Here is a 16,403-nt window from a genome sequence, read left to right on the forward strand (position 1 = left end):
ATGACAGACCTGCCCAACAGCGTGCGCTGGCAACTGTGGATAGTCGCCTTTGGCTTCTTTATGCAGTCGCTCGACACCACCATCGTCAATACCGCCCTCCCCTCCATGGCGGAAAGCCTGGGGGAGAGCCCGCTTCATATGCACATGGTGATCGTCGCCTATGTGCTGACGGTAGCGGTGACGCTGCCCGCCAGCGGCTGGCTGGCGGACCGGGTTGGGGTGCGCAATATCTTCTTTTGCGCCATTGTCATTTTTACGCTCGGATCGCTGTTTTGCGCCATGGCCAATACGCTCAACGGCCTGGTGGCGGCGCGCGTGGTGCAGGGGATCGGCGGGGCGATGATGGTGCCGGTGGGCAGGCTGACGGTAATGAAAATCGTCCCGCGCGAGCAGTACATGGCGGCAATGACGTTCGTGACGCTCCCAGGCCAGGTCGGGCCGCTGCTTGGCCCGGCGCTCGGCGGTGTGCTGGTGGAGTACGCCTCCTGGCACTGGATCTTCTTAATCAACCTGCCGGTAGGCGTAGTGGGCGCCATCGCTACCCTGTGGCTGATGCCGAATTACACCATGCAGACCCGGCGCTTCGATTTTTCCGGCTTTTTGCTGCTCGCGGTGGGCATGGCGGCGCTGACTATCGCGCTCGACGGGCAAAAAGGGCTTGGCATCTCGCCGGTGGCGCTCAGTTTACTCATCTCGGCGGGGGCCGCCGCCCTTATCTTTTATCTCTGGCACGCGCGCGGTAATGAGTCGGCGCTCTTTAACCTGCGGCTTTTTGACACCCGAACCTTCTCGCTTGGCCTGTTCGGCAGCCTCTGCGGACGCATCGGCAGCGGCATGCTGCCCTTCATGACGCCCATCTTCCTGCAAATCGGCCTCGGCTTTTCGCCGTTTCACGCAGGGCTGATGATGATCCCGATGGTGCTTGGCAGCATGGGGATGAAGCGCATCGTGGTGCAGGTGGTGAACCGCTTTGGCTACCGCAACACGCTGGTGGTTTCCACGCTGGCGCTGGCGCTTATCAGCCTGCTGTTTATGTGGGTGGGGCTGATGGGTTGGTATTCTCTGCTGCCGGTGGTGCTTTTCTTCCAGGGCGTTGTTAACTCCGTGCGCTTTTCTTCCATGAACACGCTGACGCTTCGCGACCTGCCGGACGAGCTGGCAAGCGGCGGCAACAGCCTGCTTTCGATGGTGATGCAACTTTCCATGAGTATTGGCGTTTCGGTCGCCGGGATCCTGCTCGGCGCCTTCGGCCATAACCAGCTGGCGGCCGACAGCGGCATCGCGCATGAGGTTTTCCTCTACACCTATTTCTGCATGGCGGCGATCATCGCCTTGCCCGCGCTGGTTTTCGCCCGCGTGCCTAAGGACACCATGAAAAACGTCGTTATCGCGCGGCGTAAAAGGAGCCACAAGTAAATGAAATTCTGGCGGCCCGGCATCACCGGCAAGCTGTTTTTAGCGATTTTCGCCACCTGCATTCTGCTGCTTATCACCATGCACTGGGCGGTGCGGTTGAGCTTTGAGCGCGGCTTTATTGACTACATTAAGCACGGCAACGAACAGCGAATGTCGATGTTAAGCGACGCCCTTGCCGAGCAATACACCACGCACGGCAACTGGGAATTTTTGCGCCATAACGATCGCTTCGTGTTTCAGATCCTCCGCTCGTTCGATCGGGAAAATGAACATGATGACCGTCCGCCGCCGGATCGCCCGCCGCCGGACCTGCCGCCTCACGGCTGGCGCACGCAGTTCTGGGTGGTCGATCAGGATCAGAACGTACTGGTTGGGCCGCGCGCGCCAGTGCCGCCGGACGGCGCGCGCCACGCAATCCAGGTGAATGGCGCCACGGTAGGCTGGGTTATCGCCTCGCCGGTCGAGCGGCTGACCCGCAGCACGGACATTAACTTCGACAAGCAACAGCGGCGCACCAGCTGGCTGATTGTCGCGCTCGCCACGCTGCTGGCCGCGCTCGCCACCTTCCTGTTGGCGCGGGGGTTGCTGGCGCCGGTAAAACGGCTGGTGGAAGGCACCCACAGACTGGCGGCGGGCGATTTCACCACCCGCGTGGCCTCTACAGGCCAGGATGAGCTTGGCAAGCTGGCGAACGATTTTAACCAGCTCGCCAGTACGCTTGAAAAAAACCAGACCATGCGCCGCGCTTTTATGGCCGACATCTCCCATGAACTGCGCACGCCGCTCGCCGTGCTGCGCGGCGAACTGGAAGCGATACAGGACGGCGTGCGGCAGTTTACGCCGGAATCGGTCGCCTCGCTGCAGGCGGAAGTAGGCACGCTCACGAAGCTTGTGGACGATCTGCATCAGCTTTCGCTTTCTGACGAAGGGGCGCTGGCTTATCAGAAAGCCCCGGTGGATGTGGTGAACCTGCTGGAGATGGCCGCTGGCGCGTTTCGTGAGCGCTTAGCGGGGCGCGGGCTTACGATTGCGCTCTCTTTGCCAGACAGCGCTCAGGTCTTCGGCGACCGCGATCGCCTGATGCAGCTTTTCAATAACTTGCTTGAGAACAGCCTGCGCTACACCGACGCGGGCGGCCAGTTGTTGATTCAGGGCGAAGCGCAACCAGGGCGGCTGGTGCTGACCTTTGCCGACAGCGCGCCGGGCGTGAGCGACGCGCAACTCGGGCTGCTGTTTGAGCGCTTCTACCGCGCCGAAGGGTCGCGCAACCGCGCCAGCGGCGGCTCCGGCCTTGGGCTTGCCATTTGCACCAATATCGTTGAAGCGCATGGCGGCACCATTTCCGCCGCGCATTCGCCTTTGGGCGGTGTAAGCATTACAGTAACCTTACCGCTCGATTCTGACCTGCCGAGAGATGTATGACCGATATGCCGATTGACGACAATGCGCCGCGTATTTTGATTGTGGAAGACGAACCCAAGCTCGGGCAGCTGCTTATCGACTATTTACGCGCCGCGAACTATGCGCCGACGCTCATCAGCCACGGCGACAAGGTGTTGCCCTGGGTGCGCCAGACGCCGCCGGACCTTATCCTGCTCGATTTGATGCTGCCGGGCACCGACGGCCTGACGTTGTGCCGTGAAATCCGCCGCTTCTCTGAGGTGCCGATTGTGATGGTTACGGCGAAGATTGAAGAGATTGACCGCCTGCTGGGGCTGGAGATTGGCGCCGATGACTATATCTGCAAGCCTTACAGCCCGCGCGAAGTGGTGGCGCGCGTGAAGACTATTCTGCGCCGCTGCCGTCCGCAGCGCGAGGTGCAGGCGCTGGATGCCCAAAGCCCGCTGGTTATCGACGAGAGCCGTTTTCAGGCCAGCTGGCGCGAGAAAGCGCTGGATCTCACGCCTGCGGAATTTCGCCTGCTGAAAACACTCTCCAGCGAACCGGGCAAAGTGTTCTCCCGCGAGCAGTTATTAAACCACCTGTATGATGATTACCGCGTGGTAACGGACCGCACCATCGACAGCCACATTAAAAACCTGCGCCGCAAGCTGGAGGCGCTGGACGCCGAGCAGTCGTTTATTCGCGCCGTGTACGGCGTGGGGTATCGATGGGAGGCGGACGCCTGTCGGATGGGGTGATGCGCCCTCTTCGACAGCGGTGCTTCAAAGGCGGGCAGCGCAGTATGACCCGCCTTCTCCCTTTCAGCCTTTCCCCCTTTCAGCCTTTCCCCCTTTCAGCCTCTCAGCCTTTCAGCCTTCAGCGAAAACTTCGGCCTGTTCATTATCGGCCCTTGAAGCGCGGACGTTATCCGGCCTCAAAATTGCCTCAGCTTTTTTACGGTGGCCGGGTCACGCCGGCTGGACCCGGCGTGAGGGCATGTCGGCACAAGGATGTGCCGTCATGCCCGACCCGAAGCCAACGAAAAAAAGATGAGGTTTCCCGCTTAGCGGGCAATTTTGCGAGCCGGGAGCCGGGGTCGCCAGGGGGCTGGCGGCGAAGCCCCCTGGCACGTTCGCAGGAGTAGCACTTACATAGTGAAACAGCGCATCGCGAACGTAACACTAACTGCCCCAGCATAGAGTGATAGCCCCATAGCTCCATAGCTCCATAGCTCCATAGCCCCATAGCCCCATAGCCCCATAGCCCCATAGCCCCATAGCGTTATAAATCTACAACAACCGTGGCTAACCGAAGCCCCGTTTGCACCGCGCTGCGCCTGGCGCTACAATTCCCGCCCTTAACGTGGGGTAAAGGTGCCCCCGTCCGCCTTATTTCAGGCGGGTCTGACCTGTCATCAGAACGAGAACGCCATGTTTAAACCGGAACTCCTTTCGCCTGCGGGCACGCTGAAAAATATGCGTTACGCCTTCGCTTACGGCGCCGACGCCGTCTATGCGGGCCAGCCGCGCTACTCCCTTCGCGTGCGCAATAACGAATTCAACCACGAGAATTTACAGCTCGGCATTAATGAAGCGCACGCGCTGGGCAAGAAATTCTACGTGGTGGTGAATATCGCCCCGCACAACGCCAAGCTGAAAACCTTTATCCGCGATCTTAAGCCAGTGGTGGATATGGGTCCGGACGCGCTAATCATGTCCGACCCGGGGTTAATCATGCTGGTGCGCGAGCATTTCCCGCAGATGGATATTCACCTCTCGGTGCAGGCGAACGCCGTTAACTGGGCGACGGTGAAGTTCTGGAAACAGATGGGCCTGACCCGCGTTATTCTCTCCCGCGAGCTTTCGCTGGAAGAGATTGCCGAAATCCGCGAGCAGGTGCCGGATATGGAACTGGAGATCTTCGTCCACGGCGCCCTCTGCATGGCCTACTCCGGCCGCTGCCTGCTTTCGGGTTATATCAACAAGCGCGACCCGAACCAGGGCACCTGCACCAACGCCTGCCGCTGGGAATATAAAGTGCAGGAAGGCAAAGAGGATGAGATAGGCAATATCGTGCATATCCACGAGCCGATTCCGGTACAAACCGTTGAACCGACGCTTGGCGTCGGCGCGCCTACCGATAAGGTTTTCATGCTGGAAGAGACGATGCGTCCGGGCGAGTACATGACCGCATTCGAAGACGAGCACGGCACCTATGTCATGAACTCCAAAGACTTGCGTGCTATCCAGCACGTTGAGCGGCTGACGAAAATGGGTGTGCATTCGCTGAAAATCGAAGGTCGCACCAAATCGTTTTACTATTGCGCCCGCACCGCGCAGGTTTATCGTCGCGCTATCGACGACGCCGCCGCGGGCAAGCCTTTCGACCCAAGCCTGCTCGAGACGCTGGAAGGGCTGGCGCACCGCGGCTACACCGAAGGTTTCCTGCGTCGTCACACCCATGACGACTACCAGAACTATGAATACGGCTACTCGGTTTCCGACCGTCAGCAGTTTGTCGGCGAATTTACCGGCGAGCGCAAAGGCGACCTCGCCGCCGTGGCGGTGAAAAATAAATTCTCCCTCGGCGATAGCCTGGAGTTGATGACGCCGCAGGGCAACGTGAGCTTTACGCTGGAGCACCTGGAAAACGCGAAAGGCGAGAAAATGGAGGTGGCGCCGGGGGATGGTTATACCGTCTGGCTGCCGGTTCCGCAGGATATGACGCTGGAATATGCGTTATTGATGCGCAATCTCGCTGGACAGACCACCCGCAATCCGCACGGTAAATAATTAATCTTAGTTATTTTTTCGGCGTGAATGATTTTAGAATCGGATCACACACGGTTACGATTGATCCGGTTATTATCCCAGCGCTGAAAAACATAACCGATAAATGCCAGCAGTACCAGGAACCACCTCCTTCGCCTGCGTAATCTCCCTTACGCAGGCTTATTTTTTTCTTCCATTTTCAGCCTCTTCTGACTGGCTGCGATAAACTCTGCGGTAGACTCTTTTCAGTGGGCTTTCAGAGGTCGCAATGGAAAATTACCCGGTGTCACTCATTATTCTTAACGGCAAGAGCGCCGATAACGACCTGCTGCGCAGCGCCGTTGAAATGCTCCGTGAAGAGGGCTTTACGCTGCACGTTCGCATAACGTGGGAAAAAGGCGATGCTATCCGCTTTGTCGCCGAGGCGGCCAGGCTCGGCGTCGATACCGTTATTGCCGGCGGCGGCGATGGCACTATCAACGAAATCGCCACGGCGCTGGCGAAGCTCCCTGCGGATAAGCGTCCGGCGCTGGGCATCCTCCCGCTCGGCACGGCCAATGACTTCGCCACCAGCACCGGTATTCCCGCTGAGCTGGATAAAGCGCTACAGCTGGCGATTATCGGCAAAGCGACGCCGATTGATATCGTGCAGGTTAACGACGACGCCTTTTTTATCAACATGGCGACCGGCGGCTTTGGCACCCGCATCACCACCGAAACGCCGGAAAAACTCAAGGCCGCGCTGGGCGGCGTCTCTTATTTAATCCATGGTCTGATGCGCATGGATACCCTTAAGCCGGACAGCTGCGAGATTCGCGGCGATAACTTTCAGTGGCAGGGCGACGCGCTGGTGATTGGCATCGGCAACGGGCGTCAGGCGGGCGGCGGCCAGCAGCTTTGCCCACAGGCGCTTATCAATGACGGTCTGCTGCATCTGCGGATTTTCACGGGCGAAGAGTTGCTACCGGCGCTGCTGACGACGCTTACCCGCCCGGAAGAGAGCCCAAATATTATTGATGGCATATCGTCGTGGTTTGAAATCACCGCGCCGCATGAGATTACCTTTAATCTCGACGGCGAGCCGCTAAGCGGCCAGCATTTTCGCATCCAGGTGCAGCCCGGCGCGCTGAGCTGCCGTCTGCCGCCTGATTGCGAACTGTTAAAGTAAGCCTGTTGTCTGGCGGGTGGCGCGTCTGAATACCCGGCCGCTTTCCCCGTCGGGAAGAGCGCTACGCAGGCGCGCAATGCCTCCTGTTTCATCGTCAAAAAAAACGCGCCCACAGGCGCGTTTTCTTCTGAGCAGGTCTGTCAGGCAATCGTCACTTTAGCGTCGAGGTAAACATCCTGCACCGCGTTAATCAGCTTCACGCCGTCGGCCATCGATTTCTTAAACGCTTTACGGCCGAGAATAAGGCCCATGCCGCCCGCGCGTTTATTGATAACCGCCGTACGCACCGCCTCTTCCAGGTCGGTATCGCCGCCCGCCGCGCCGCCTGAGTTAATCAGCCCCGCCCGGCCCATATAGCAGTTCGCCAGCTGGTAGCGCACCAGATCGATAGGGTTATCGGTAGTCAGCTTGCTGTAAACGCGCTCGTCGGTGTAACCGAATTTAACCGCGTTGTAGCCGCCATTATTTTCGGCCATTTTCTGCTTAACGATATCGGCGCCGATAGTGGCGGCAAGGTGGTTCGCCTGGCCGGTGAGATCGGCGCTCACATGGTAATCCACGCCATCTTTTTTAAACGATGAGTTACGCAGGTACGCCCACAGCACCGTCACCATGCCAAGCTCATGCGCGCGCTCGAAGGCGCTCGCGATCTCTTCAATCTGGCGGCGGGATTCTTCAGAGCCAAAATAGATGGTCGCGCCTACCGCCACCGCGCCCATGTTGAACGCTTGCTCAACGCTTGCATACAGCGTCTGGTCATACTGGGTCGGGTAGCTCAGGGTTTCGTTATGGTTAAGCTTCACAAGGAAGGGAATGCGGTGGGCGTAGCGGCGCGATACGGAGGCCAGCACACCATAAGTGGACGCGACGCAGTTACAGCCCGCCTCGATAGCCAACTCAACAATGTTCTTCGGGTCGAAGTAGCGGGGGTTAGCGGCAAACGACGCGCCTGCCGAGTGTTCCACGCCCTGGTCGACCGGCAGGATTGAAAGGTAGCCGGTTCCCGCCAGGCGGCCGGTGTTGTACAGCGTTTGCATGTTACGCAACACCGCGGGCGGACGGTTGTTGTCGATCATTACCCGGTCAACATAATCCTCGCCAGGCAGGTAAAGCTGATCTGCCGGAATAGTCATACAACGATGCTGTAACAGGCTTTCGGCATCTTTGCCGAGCAACTGCGCAATATCTGTCATAACTCTCTCCCGTAATTTCGACGGGCTCCATACCCGTCGGCATGATGGTTCCCGCCCACGCAATCATGGGCAGAATCATCATGATACTGAACAGCAAGAATTGCCATACGAAAGAAGTTTTTCAGTTCATTCTGCTGGCACGCTTCACCACCAGGCATGAAAATGATGAACAGGCCCGATGCCTGTGCCGACTTCCAGCGTGTCCGCCTGCGCGAGCGCTTGCGAAAGCCACGTTTTCGCGGCCGCCACGGTCTCTTCCCAGCGTGGATAGCGCGGACGCAGCGCCGCTAACGCGCTGGAAAGCGTGCAGCCGGTGCCGTGCGTATTTTTGGTAACAATGCGTGGCGCGGTAAACCGGCGGGCGCCTTCGCGAGTGAACAGCCAGTCGGGACTTTCCGCATCGTCCAGATGCCCGCCTTTCATCAATACCGCTTCGCAGCCCAGCGTGAGCAGCGCCTCGCCCTGCTGATGCATCTCCTGTTCATTGCGCGCATGCGTGGTGCCAAGCAAGGCGGCCGCCTCCGGCAAATTTGGCGTGATGATTGACACATGCGGCAGCAGACGCTCGCGCAGCGTTTTCACCGCTTCAGCCGAGAGCAACGGATCGCCGCTTTTCGCCAGCATTACCGTATCCAGCACCACGTTTTTCACCTGATAGCGCGACAGCCGCTCCGCCACGGCTTCCACAATATCGCTTTGCGCCAGCATGCCGATTTTGGTGGTATCGATACGCACGTCGCTGAACACCGAATCAAGCTGAGCGGCAACAAACGCAGGCTCGATACGGTAAACGGACTGCACGCCGCGGGTGTTTTGCGCCACCAGCGCGGTAATGACCGAGCAGCCGTAAGCGCCCAGCGCGGAAAAGGTTTTCAAATCGGCCTGGATGCCCGCGCCGCCGCTCGGGTCGGTGCCGGCGATAGTTAAGGCGTTGATGCGTTTCATGCGCAGGCCTCCCTATTCAACTGGTATAGCGCGTCGAGGAAAGCGGGTGTGAACGAGCCGGGCCCGGCGCAGCGTGTAACCGCCAGGCTGCCAGCGCGTTTCATCATCCAGCAGCCTGCCGCCACGTTTTCAAGCTGGCTGCCGGGCAGCGACGCGCAGGCGGCGACCACGGCGGAAAGCGCGCAGCCGGTGCCGACAACGCGCGTCATCAGCACATCGCCGCCGCGTACTGCCAGCGTGCGTTCGCCGTCTGTCACATAATCCACCTCGCCCGTCACGGCGACGACCGCGCCGCTGCGCCCGGCCAGTTCCCGCGCAGCGCTTAACGCCGCTTCGGCGCGTTGCGTGCTGTCAACGCCGCGTCCGCCGCCGCGCTCCCCCGCCAGCGCGAGGATTTCAGAGGCGTTGCCGCGTATCGCCGCCGGGCGCAGCGCCAGCGATTCACGGGCGAAACCGGTGCGAAAATCGAGCGCGCCGACGGCGACCGGGTCCAGCGTCCAGGGACGGCCCGCCTGGTTTGCGCTCTCGATAGCCGCGAGCATCGCCCCGGCCCGCTCGCGGGTAAGCGTGCCGATGTTAATCAGCACGGCGTCGGCAAGACGAGCAAACTGCGCGGCTTCATCAGGCTCAATGACCATCGCCGGCGACGCGCCAAGGGCGAGCAGCACGTTTGCGGTAAAGGTTTGCACTACCTCATTGGTCATGCAGTGAACGAGCGGGGAACGGGTATGAAATTGGTTTAAAACCGCGGCCGCTTGCGGGCCGGACAGCAGGTCAGGTTGCATCACGCTCTCCTGCCAGGCTTAAAAGAAGGGATACCGGGCAGGCATCTGACTTCCCTACGCTGGCATTATCCAGATCAGGTGGTACGGGTATTTCTCAGCCTTCACAAAGAAGGGCACCCCGAGTCATTAAAACAGCTTATTGTTCCGGCTTTTGCCGTGGTGAATCAGGATATTCGTGAAGGCCGGGGAAGTAAAGGCGCGGTCGCGGCTGGCACTCGTCCGCCGCCAGGATAACTCTCAAAAGGGAGCGACAGCGCAGCGCAGAGCCCGCTGGCCGTGGTAAATATCCCTTTCACTTTTTTATGTCATATTTCTATACACAGAAGCCCTTGCAACGCTTTGGCATGGCAAGGAAAGATACGCTGTCTTGCGAACCGTGAAACAAGCCCTGTACAACGTGGAGAGTATATGAACAAAACTAAAATGATGATTCTGGGCGCGCTGCTGACCGTAGCGGGAACCACTTTTGCCGCGCAGCCTGCGGCACCAAAGGGGCTGGACGCCTATGAAGTCAAAGAATTTCATTCTGACTCGCGCAAGTTCGTCATCGGCGACATTGTGCCGGACATGTATCGCACCGAAGAGTACAACATCAAAAAATGGCAGCTTCGCAACCTGCCTGCGCCGGAAGCCGGAAGCCACTGGACCTACATGGGCGGCAACTATGTGCTGATAACCGACGCCGAAGGCAAAATCCTTAAGGCGATGAACGGCGATATTTTTTATCACCACTAACCGGGCCAGTCTGGCTTTACGCGTTTAGCCTCCCTCCTCAGGCCGCGCTCATTAAAGCGCGGCCTTATCGTTATCCTCTCTCTTCCTTCGCTGCTGCACCTTCCTTTTCCATTAAAGCAAATCGTTAAAATGCCGATACGTTTTAAATGATTAACAGTAAGGATGCTCTATGAAACGCGTGCTCGTTTTCCTTGCGCTGCTGTCTGGCGCTGCCAGCACCGCCGCCGCGAAACCGCTTACCGAAAGTTTACTGCGCTGCGACAGCCAGTTTTTTAATGCGCTTTATGCCGAACAGGCGAAATTTACCCATGCCGCCCCGCTCGTGAAAGACAACCAGGGCCACGCCTGGTTTGCCCCGCCCAAAGATAACGCCGGGATAGTCTGGTTCGCCCAGCCAGTCCACCTACAGCAGTTAACGCTTTCGGGCTACTACACGCAGCAGTCCGATCTGGATGAGTTTGGCAAATATTTCTTCTGGGGATGGGTTATTGAAGAGTCGCCGCAGGCGGTGATGGCGGCCCTTCCCACGGCGCACTGGCAATCCGCAGGCGACGATTACATCACCAACGCAATGATCAAACGCCCGGGCGACAGCGCATGGCAGGTAAACAACACGGCGGTAAGCGGCATCGCGCCCGCCAAAGGCAGCGTGGAGAAACTGGCGATGTTGAGCGTGACCAAAGGCAAAACAACCCTGCTGTGTTCGTTGCAGGGAAGTGTTACCGAGGAAATTTTACTGCCGCTACGCCCGGATTTAACTGGAGGCAAAAAATGATTAAACCCCTTTTACTCTGTAGCGCCGTCGCGTTACTGACCGCGTGCGCAGGGGCAGGCAAACCGCAGCCGGTCGTGGCAGGCGATCCGCCGCACGGCGTGATTAAACTGCTGCTTGATGATAAAGGCGGCACGTACGCCGATCTGCGCGCCGTCTCCACCTGGCAGGGCAACGCCCGCCTGCGCCGGTTTTATCTTATCAATAATTACAGTGAGCAGACCGTTCTCAACAAGGACCCACGGCTTGTTATCACCAGCTCACGCGCAAATAACGTGATTAACTGCGATACGCAGGAGCGCACCCTGTTTGAGCGTATCTATTTTTCACAACCGTATGCGCAGGGTGAAGCCATCGCCGCGTCCAGACAAGACGCCATCGGACAGTGGCGTTCTTTTCCTAAAGAGTCGCTTATCGGTATCGTCGCGGAGATGGTTTGCCAGATTGATCCCTCTCGGCTGAAGCCTGAGCCTGCAAAAAGCGAGCCGACGCTGTTGGGCGAGCTGTAAAAAATGCGATAAAGCCGCTAAACAGCGGCTTTATCGTCTCAGGCTGGCCGTAGCCGCGCCGCCAGACCGCGCAGGAAGTTACGCAGGAACTGGTCGCCGCACTCACGGTAATTTTTGTGGTCTTCAGCGCGCATCATGGCGGTCACTTCAGGCAGGGAGATACGGAATTTCTGCTCCAGCATGATAGCGACGATATCGTCGGTTTTCAGCGCGAACGCCACGCGCAACTTCTTGAGAATGAGGTTGTTATTGGTCTTACGCTCGGCGCGCAGCGCCGGTTTGCTCTCATCTTTGCCGCGGCGGGAGTAAATAAGCCCGTTGAGAAAGGCGTTCAGCACCACGTCCGGGCAGCGCAAAAAGCCGGGCTCCTCCTCTTTTTTGGCAAAGCCGACCATCTGCTCCACCGGCACGACGCTGTCTGCCAGCGCCAGAATAGCGACCATGTCATTGTTGTTGAGTTTCAGCATGTAGCGCAGGCTACGTATTACATCGTTATTAATCATTGCGGGCGTGTCTCACCGTTTTAGCTTTGCCGGGGGGCGGCAGTATAGCCCCATGACAGCGAAATACTACTACGCCGTTTTTAGCCCCAGCGTCTCTTTGAGCTTTTTCAGGTAGCGACGGCTTACCGGCACCGTCTGCCCATGGCGCAGCAGCAGCTCCGCCTGGCCGTTCTCCTCAAGGCGAATCTCTTTCAGGTGCGACATATTCACCAGATACTGACGATGGCAGCGCAGCAGCGGCGTGCGGCTCTCCAGCGTGCGCAGCGTGAGTTCGGTAAACCCCTCCTGCCCTTCGCTGTTAGTGACAAACACGCCGCTCATCCGGCTGGTGACAAACGCCACCTCTTCCATTTGTAGCAGGTAAATGCGGCTGTGTCCGGTACAGGGAATATACCTAAGCCCCTCTTCGCCAGGGCTTAGCAGCGAAATATCCTGCGTATGACGCTCGCTGCGCAGCCGGTTCAGCGTGCGGGAGAGCCTTTTAGTTTCAATTGGTTTCAGCAGATAATCAAAAGCGTGCTCTTCGAACGCTTGCACCGCGTACTCATCGAACGCCGTTAAAAAGACGATATAGGGGCGCTGCTCCGGGTCAAGCATGCCGACCATCTCCAGCCCTGAAATGCGCGGCATCTGGATATCCAGAAACAGCACGTCCGGGCGCAGGCGATGCACTGCGCCGATAGCCTCCACCGCGTTGGCGCATTCGCCGACGATGTCGATATCGCTCTCGTCCTGCAGCAACAGGCGCAGGTTCTCGCGCGCCAGTGGTTCATCATCCACGATCAGCACTTTTATCATGCTGTCTCCTCCAGAGGTAAACGTAGGGTAATACGGGTAAAACAGTCGGTTTTATAATCCACTGAGATGCCGCACTCGTCGCCGAAGCGCGCGCGCAGGCGTTTATCCACAAGGCTCATCCCAAGGCCGCTCTGGCCGGGCGTTGGCTGATAAAGCCCGGCGTTATCTTCTATTTCCACCAGCAAGTGGCCACCTTCGCAGCGGGCGTTAAGCCTGATCTCTCCCGGCCCGAGCAGTTGCGACGTGCCGTGCTTGATGGCGTTTTCCACGATCGGTTGCAGCGTAAAGGCCGGCAGCCGCACATGGGCGTGTTCCTGCGGCAGGTCGAGCCGCACTTTGAGATGTGACTGAAAGCGCGCCTGCTCAATTTGCAGGTAAGCGTTCACATGCTCGATTTCATCGGCCAGCGTGACGATTTCCGCCGGACGCTTAAGGTTTTTACGAAAGAAGGTCGAAAGATACTGCACCAGCTGGCACGCCTGGTTGCTGTCGCGGCGGATAACCGCCATGAGCGTGTTGAGCGCGTTAAACAGGAAATGCGGGTTTACCTGAGCGTGCAGCAGCTTAATTTCAGACTGCGCCAGCAGCGCGTTTTGCCGCTCATACTGCCCGGCCAGGATCTGCGCGGAAAGCAGCTGCGCGATGCCCTCGCCCAGCGTACGGTTGATAGAACTAAACAAGCGGTTTTTCGCTTCATAAAGCTTGATGGTGCCGATAACCCGGCGGTTTTCGCCACGCAGCGGAATAACCAGCGTCGAGCCAAGCTTGCAGTTCGGGTGCAGCGAGCAGCGGTACGGCACTTCGTTGCCGTCAGCGTAAACCACCTCGCCGGTTTCCAGCGCACGCTGCGTCCAGCGCGAAGAGATGGGGTTGCCGGGAAGGTGGTGATCGTCGCCGATGCCGGTGAAGGCGAGCAGCTTTTCGCGATCGGTGATAGCCACCGCGCCGATATCCAGCTCCTTATACAGCACCTGCGCCACCTTCATGCTGTTCTCCACGTTAAACCCCTGGCGCAAAATCCCCTCGGTGGAGGCGGCGACCTTCAGGGCGGTGGCGGAAAAAGCGGTAGTGTATTTTTCAAACATGGCGCGCTTGTCGAGCAGAATGCGCATAAAGAGCGCCGCACCGACGGTGTTAGTGACCATCATCGGCGCGGCGATGTTTTTCACCAGTTCCAGCGCATCGGCCCACGGACGGGCTATCAGCAAAATGATCCCCATCTGCACCAGCTCCGCCACGAAAGTGATAGCGCCCGCGGTCAACGGCGTAAAGACTTTGTCGCTGCGCCCGCGGCGCACCAGAAAGCTGTGCACCAGCCCACCGAGCAGCCCTTCTACAATGGTAGAGACCATACAGCTCAGCGCCGTCATGCCGCCCATGGAATAACGATGCAGCCCGCCGGTCAGCCCGACCAGGCCGCCCACCAGCGGGCCACCGAGCAGGCCGCCCATCACGGCGCCGATGGCGCGGGTGTTGGCGATGGAATCCTGAATATGCAGGCCGAAATAGGTGCCCATGATGCAGAAAATGGAAAAGGTGACATAGCAGAGCAGCTTGTGCGGCGGGCGTACCGTCACCTGCATCAGGGGAATGAACAGGCGGGTTTTGCTCATCAGCCAGGCGATGACCAGAAAGACACACATCTGCTGAAGCAGCAACAGCACCAGATTGAACTCGTACATCATCCCACCCCTTCGTTCGAAAGGGCGTAAAATACTCCGCCGCGCTATAACTTTCTATGAAGGTATACAAAAAATTGATGTCATTACGCCTCACTTAAGAAAAAGGAGTGGTTGTGGAGATAAGAGCCTGGCAGGAGAGCGACAGACCTTTTTTACGCACGCTTTATCTGCATGCGCGACGTGAAAGCTGGCCCTGGCTTCAGGGGGAGCGCTGGCGGCTTGAGGATTTTGATGCCGAAACGCTGGGAGAGAAAATTTGGGTGGCGCTGGACGAGGGGCGTCGGGTGGGGTTTGCGTCCGTGCTTGAAAGCGACAATTTCCTCCACTGCCTGTTTGTCGACCCGGACGCCCAGCGTCGCGGCGTGGGCAGCGCGCTGCTTAAACACGTGCAGCGCCAGTTCAGCGGCACGGGCGCGCTGAAGTGCCTCGCGAAAAACGAACGGGCGCTGGCTTTTTACGAACGACACGGCTGGCAGCCGCAGGCGCGGGGGGAGAGCGAACAGGGAGAGTATGTGCTGATGCATTACCGGCTGCCCTGAAGCCAGGGCAGCCGCGAAGGTTACACCGCGCGGAAGGCGATGTCGCCGGGGATGACTTCCCCCTGCCAGTAAAGCTGAGCCGCCACGCGTCCCGCCAGCTGGCGGTAAAGGGTGGTGAACTCGCTGTCCGGACGGGCGATAACGGTCGGCGTGCCGTTATCGAGATCTTCACGCAGCGAAATGTGCAGCGGCAGTTGGCCGAGCAGCTGCGTATGGTAGGTTTCCGCCAGCTTCTGCGCGCCGCCGGTGCCGAAAATCGGCTCGTGGTGGCCGCAGTTGCTGCAAATGTGCATGCTCATGTTCTCGACAACGCCGAGCACCGGCACTTCTACCTTTTCGAACATCACGATGCCTTTTTTGGCGTCGATCAGCGCGATATCCTGCGGCGTTGTCACCACCACCGCGCCGGTGACCGGAATATTCTGCGCAAGCGTCAGCTGAATGTCGCCCGTGCCCGGCGGCATATCCAGCACCAGATAGTCGAGATCCGGCCACATGGTCTCCTGGAGCAGCTGCATCAGCGCTTTGCTCGCCATCGGCCCGCGCCACACCATGGCGTTGTCGTCGGTGACCAGATAGCCGATGGAGTTAGTGGCAAGCCCATGCGCCACGATCGGCGCCATGTGCGTGCCGTCCGGCGATGTCGGGCGTTGTCCTTCCGCGCCAAGCATCGTCGGCACGGACGGACCGTAGATATCGGCATCAAGAATGCCGACTTTCGCCCCTTCCGCAATAAGCGCCAGCGCCAGGTTAACGGCAGTGGAGGATTTCCCCACCCCGCCCTTGCCGGAGCTGACGGCGATGATATTTTTCACGCCGTTCACGCCCGGCTGGTTTTTCACCCGCTTTAAGGTGGCGATGCTGTGAGAAAGCTTCCAGTCGATAGCTTTCGCGCCGGTCATGCGCAGCAGTTCGGCGCTGCATTGCTCTTTGAGATCTTCAAAAGCGCTGTTCCAGGCGAAGGGCATTTGCAGCTCGATGTGAATGGTATCGTCGAGCCATGCCACATGGTGCAACGCTTTCAGCGCCGTGAGGTTGTGCTTCAAAGTCGGGTGTTGAAAATTGGCCAGCGTCCCGGCAACCATGGCGCGCAGGGCTTCCGGTGAAGTGGTCTGGGATTGCGAACTCATCCCGTCTCCTTTGTTTTAGGCTTGTTCTGGGGTTGTGCTACGAATTTGTTAAGCATACCAAAGAATGCGCCAGG

16 protein-coding genes and 1 riboswitch are annotated in these 16,403 nt (G+C 58.8%); of the genes, 9 read left to right on the forward strand and 7 right to left on the reverse strand.

Annotation, left to right across the window (positions count from 1 at the left end; genetic code table 11):
* From IEX01_RS18275 to yegS, 5 genes are all read left to right on the forward strand, one after another.
* Positions 1–1,416 carry an MFS transporter gene (locus tag IEX01_RS18275; protein ID WP_024561786.1) on the forward strand — a complete coding sequence of 472 codons (1,416 nt, stop codon included), beginning with the start codon at positions 1–3 and terminating at the stop codon, positions 1,414–1,416.
* Positions 1,417–2,838 carry an envelope stress sensor histidine kinase BaeS gene (gene baeS, locus IEX01_RS18280; protein ID WP_188724300.1) on the forward strand — a complete coding sequence of 474 codons (1,422 nt, stop codon included), beginning with the start codon at positions 1,417–1,419 and terminating at the stop codon, positions 2,836–2,838.
* A complete protein-coding gene (baeR, locus tag IEX01_RS18285; protein WP_024556361.1) occupies positions 2,835–3,557 on the forward strand; it encodes an envelope stress response regulator BaeR in 723 nt (240 codons plus the stop codon). Before baeS ends, baeR begins: the two co-directional genes overlap by 4 nt.
* Before the next feature lie 672 nt (positions 3,558–4,229).
* Entirely contained in the window at positions 4,230–5,591 is a 1,362-nt protein-coding gene (gene trhP / locus IEX01_RS18290; protein ID WP_188724301.1) for a prephenate-dependent tRNA uridine(34) hydroxylase TrhP, read from the forward strand.
* A gap of 247 nt (positions 5,592–5,838) precedes the next feature.
* Complete coding sequence (gene yegS, locus IEX01_RS18295; protein ID WP_024556359.1) at positions 5,839–6,738, forward strand: lipid kinase YegS; 900 nt, start codon at positions 5,839–5,841, stop codon at positions 6,736–6,738.
* Between the two features lie 140 nt (positions 6,739–6,878).
* Here the strand turns inward: yegS and fbaB are convergent, their stop codons facing one another.
* From fbaB to thiM, 3 genes are all read right to left on the reverse strand, one after another.
* Positions 6,879–7,931 carry a class I fructose-bisphosphate aldolase gene (gene fbaB, locus IEX01_RS18300; RefSeq protein ID WP_188724302.1) on the reverse strand — a complete coding sequence of 351 codons (1,053 nt, stop codon included), beginning with the start codon at positions 7,929–7,931 and terminating at the stop codon, positions 6,879–6,881.
* A gap of 144 nt (positions 7,932–8,075) precedes the next feature.
* Complete coding sequence (gene thiD / locus IEX01_RS18305) at positions 8,076–8,876, reverse strand: bifunctional hydroxymethylpyrimidine kinase/phosphomethylpyrimidine kinase (protein ID WP_024556357.1); 801 nt, start codon at positions 8,874–8,876, stop codon at positions 8,076–8,078.
* Positions 8,873–9,661 (reverse strand): hydroxyethylthiazole kinase, encoded by a 789-nt coding sequence (gene thiM / locus IEX01_RS18310; protein ID WP_188724303.1) that lies wholly within the window; start codon positions 9,659–9,661, stop codon positions 8,873–8,875. The genes thiD and thiM overlap by 4 nt, the downstream gene beginning before the upstream one ends.
* A gap of 34 nt (positions 9,662–9,695) precedes the next feature.
* Positions 9,696–9,792, reverse strand: a riboswitch (TPP riboswitch).
* A 277-nt stretch (positions 9,793–10,069) separates the two neighbouring features.
* On the opposite strand from thiM, the gene IEX01_RS18315 reads away from it, so the two are divergent.
* The 3 genes from IEX01_RS18315 to IEX01_RS18325 all read left to right on the forward strand — a co-directional run bounded on the left by IEX01_RS18315 (position 10,070) and on the right by IEX01_RS18325 (position 11,677).
* Positions 10,070–10,396, forward strand: coding sequence for an RcnB family protein (locus IEX01_RS18315; RefSeq protein WP_024556355.1), 327 nt, complete (start codon positions 10,070–10,072; stop codon positions 10,394–10,396).
* 169 nt (positions 10,397–10,565) lie between these two features.
* The gene (locus IEX01_RS18320; protein WP_188724304.1) at positions 10,566–11,171 is read left to right on the forward strand and encodes a hypothetical protein; all 606 of its coding nucleotides are present in this window, start codon (positions 10,566–10,568) and stop codon (positions 11,169–11,171) included.
* The gene (locus IEX01_RS18325) at positions 11,168–11,677 is read left to right on the forward strand and encodes a surface-adhesin E family protein (RefSeq protein ID WP_188724305.1); all 510 of its coding nucleotides are present in this window, start codon (positions 11,168–11,170) and stop codon (positions 11,675–11,677) included. The genes IEX01_RS18320 and IEX01_RS18325 overlap by 4 nt, the downstream gene beginning before the upstream one ends.
* A gap of 38 nt (positions 11,678–11,715) precedes the next feature.
* On the opposite strand, the gene IEX01_RS18330 is transcribed toward IEX01_RS18325, so the two are convergent.
* The 3 genes from IEX01_RS18330 to IEX01_RS18340 all read right to left on the reverse strand — a co-directional run bounded on the left by IEX01_RS18330 (position 11,716) and on the right by IEX01_RS18340 (position 14,660).
* On the reverse strand, positions 11,716–12,180 hold the full coding sequence (locus tag IEX01_RS18330) for a YehS family protein (protein ID WP_024556352.1): 465 nt from the start codon (positions 12,178–12,180) through the stop codon (positions 11,716–11,718).
* Positions 12,181–12,249: 69 nt separating this feature from the next.
* Complete coding sequence (gene btsR / locus IEX01_RS18335; protein ID WP_024561007.1) at positions 12,250–12,978, reverse strand: two-component system response regulator BtsR; 729 nt, start codon at positions 12,976–12,978, stop codon at positions 12,250–12,252.
* Complete coding sequence (locus tag IEX01_RS18340; RefSeq protein WP_024556350.1) at positions 12,975–14,660, reverse strand: sensor histidine kinase; 1,686 nt, start codon at positions 14,658–14,660, stop codon at positions 12,975–12,977. The genes btsR and IEX01_RS18340 overlap by 4 nt, the downstream gene beginning before the upstream one ends.
* A gap of 113 nt (positions 14,661–14,773) precedes the next feature.
* Here IEX01_RS18340 and IEX01_RS18345 point away from each other — a divergent pair, with 113 nt between their 5' ends.
* Complete coding sequence (locus IEX01_RS18345; RefSeq protein WP_024556349.1) at positions 14,774–15,199, forward strand: GNAT family N-acetyltransferase; 426 nt, start codon at positions 14,774–14,776, stop codon at positions 15,197–15,199.
* A 20-nt stretch (positions 15,200–15,219) separates the two neighbouring features.
* On the opposite strand, the gene apbC is transcribed toward IEX01_RS18345, so the two are convergent.
* Positions 15,220–16,329 carry an iron-sulfur cluster carrier protein ApbC gene (apbC, locus tag IEX01_RS18350; RefSeq protein ID WP_024556348.1) on the reverse strand — a complete coding sequence of 370 codons (1,110 nt, stop codon included), beginning with the start codon at positions 16,327–16,329 and terminating at the stop codon, positions 15,220–15,222.
* Positions 16,330–16,403 lie beyond the last annotated feature (74 nt).

Source organism: Franconibacter daqui (assembly GCF_014644275.1).
Lineage (GTDB): Bacteria > Pseudomonadota > Gammaproteobacteria > Enterobacterales > Enterobacteriaceae > Franconibacter > Franconibacter pulveris.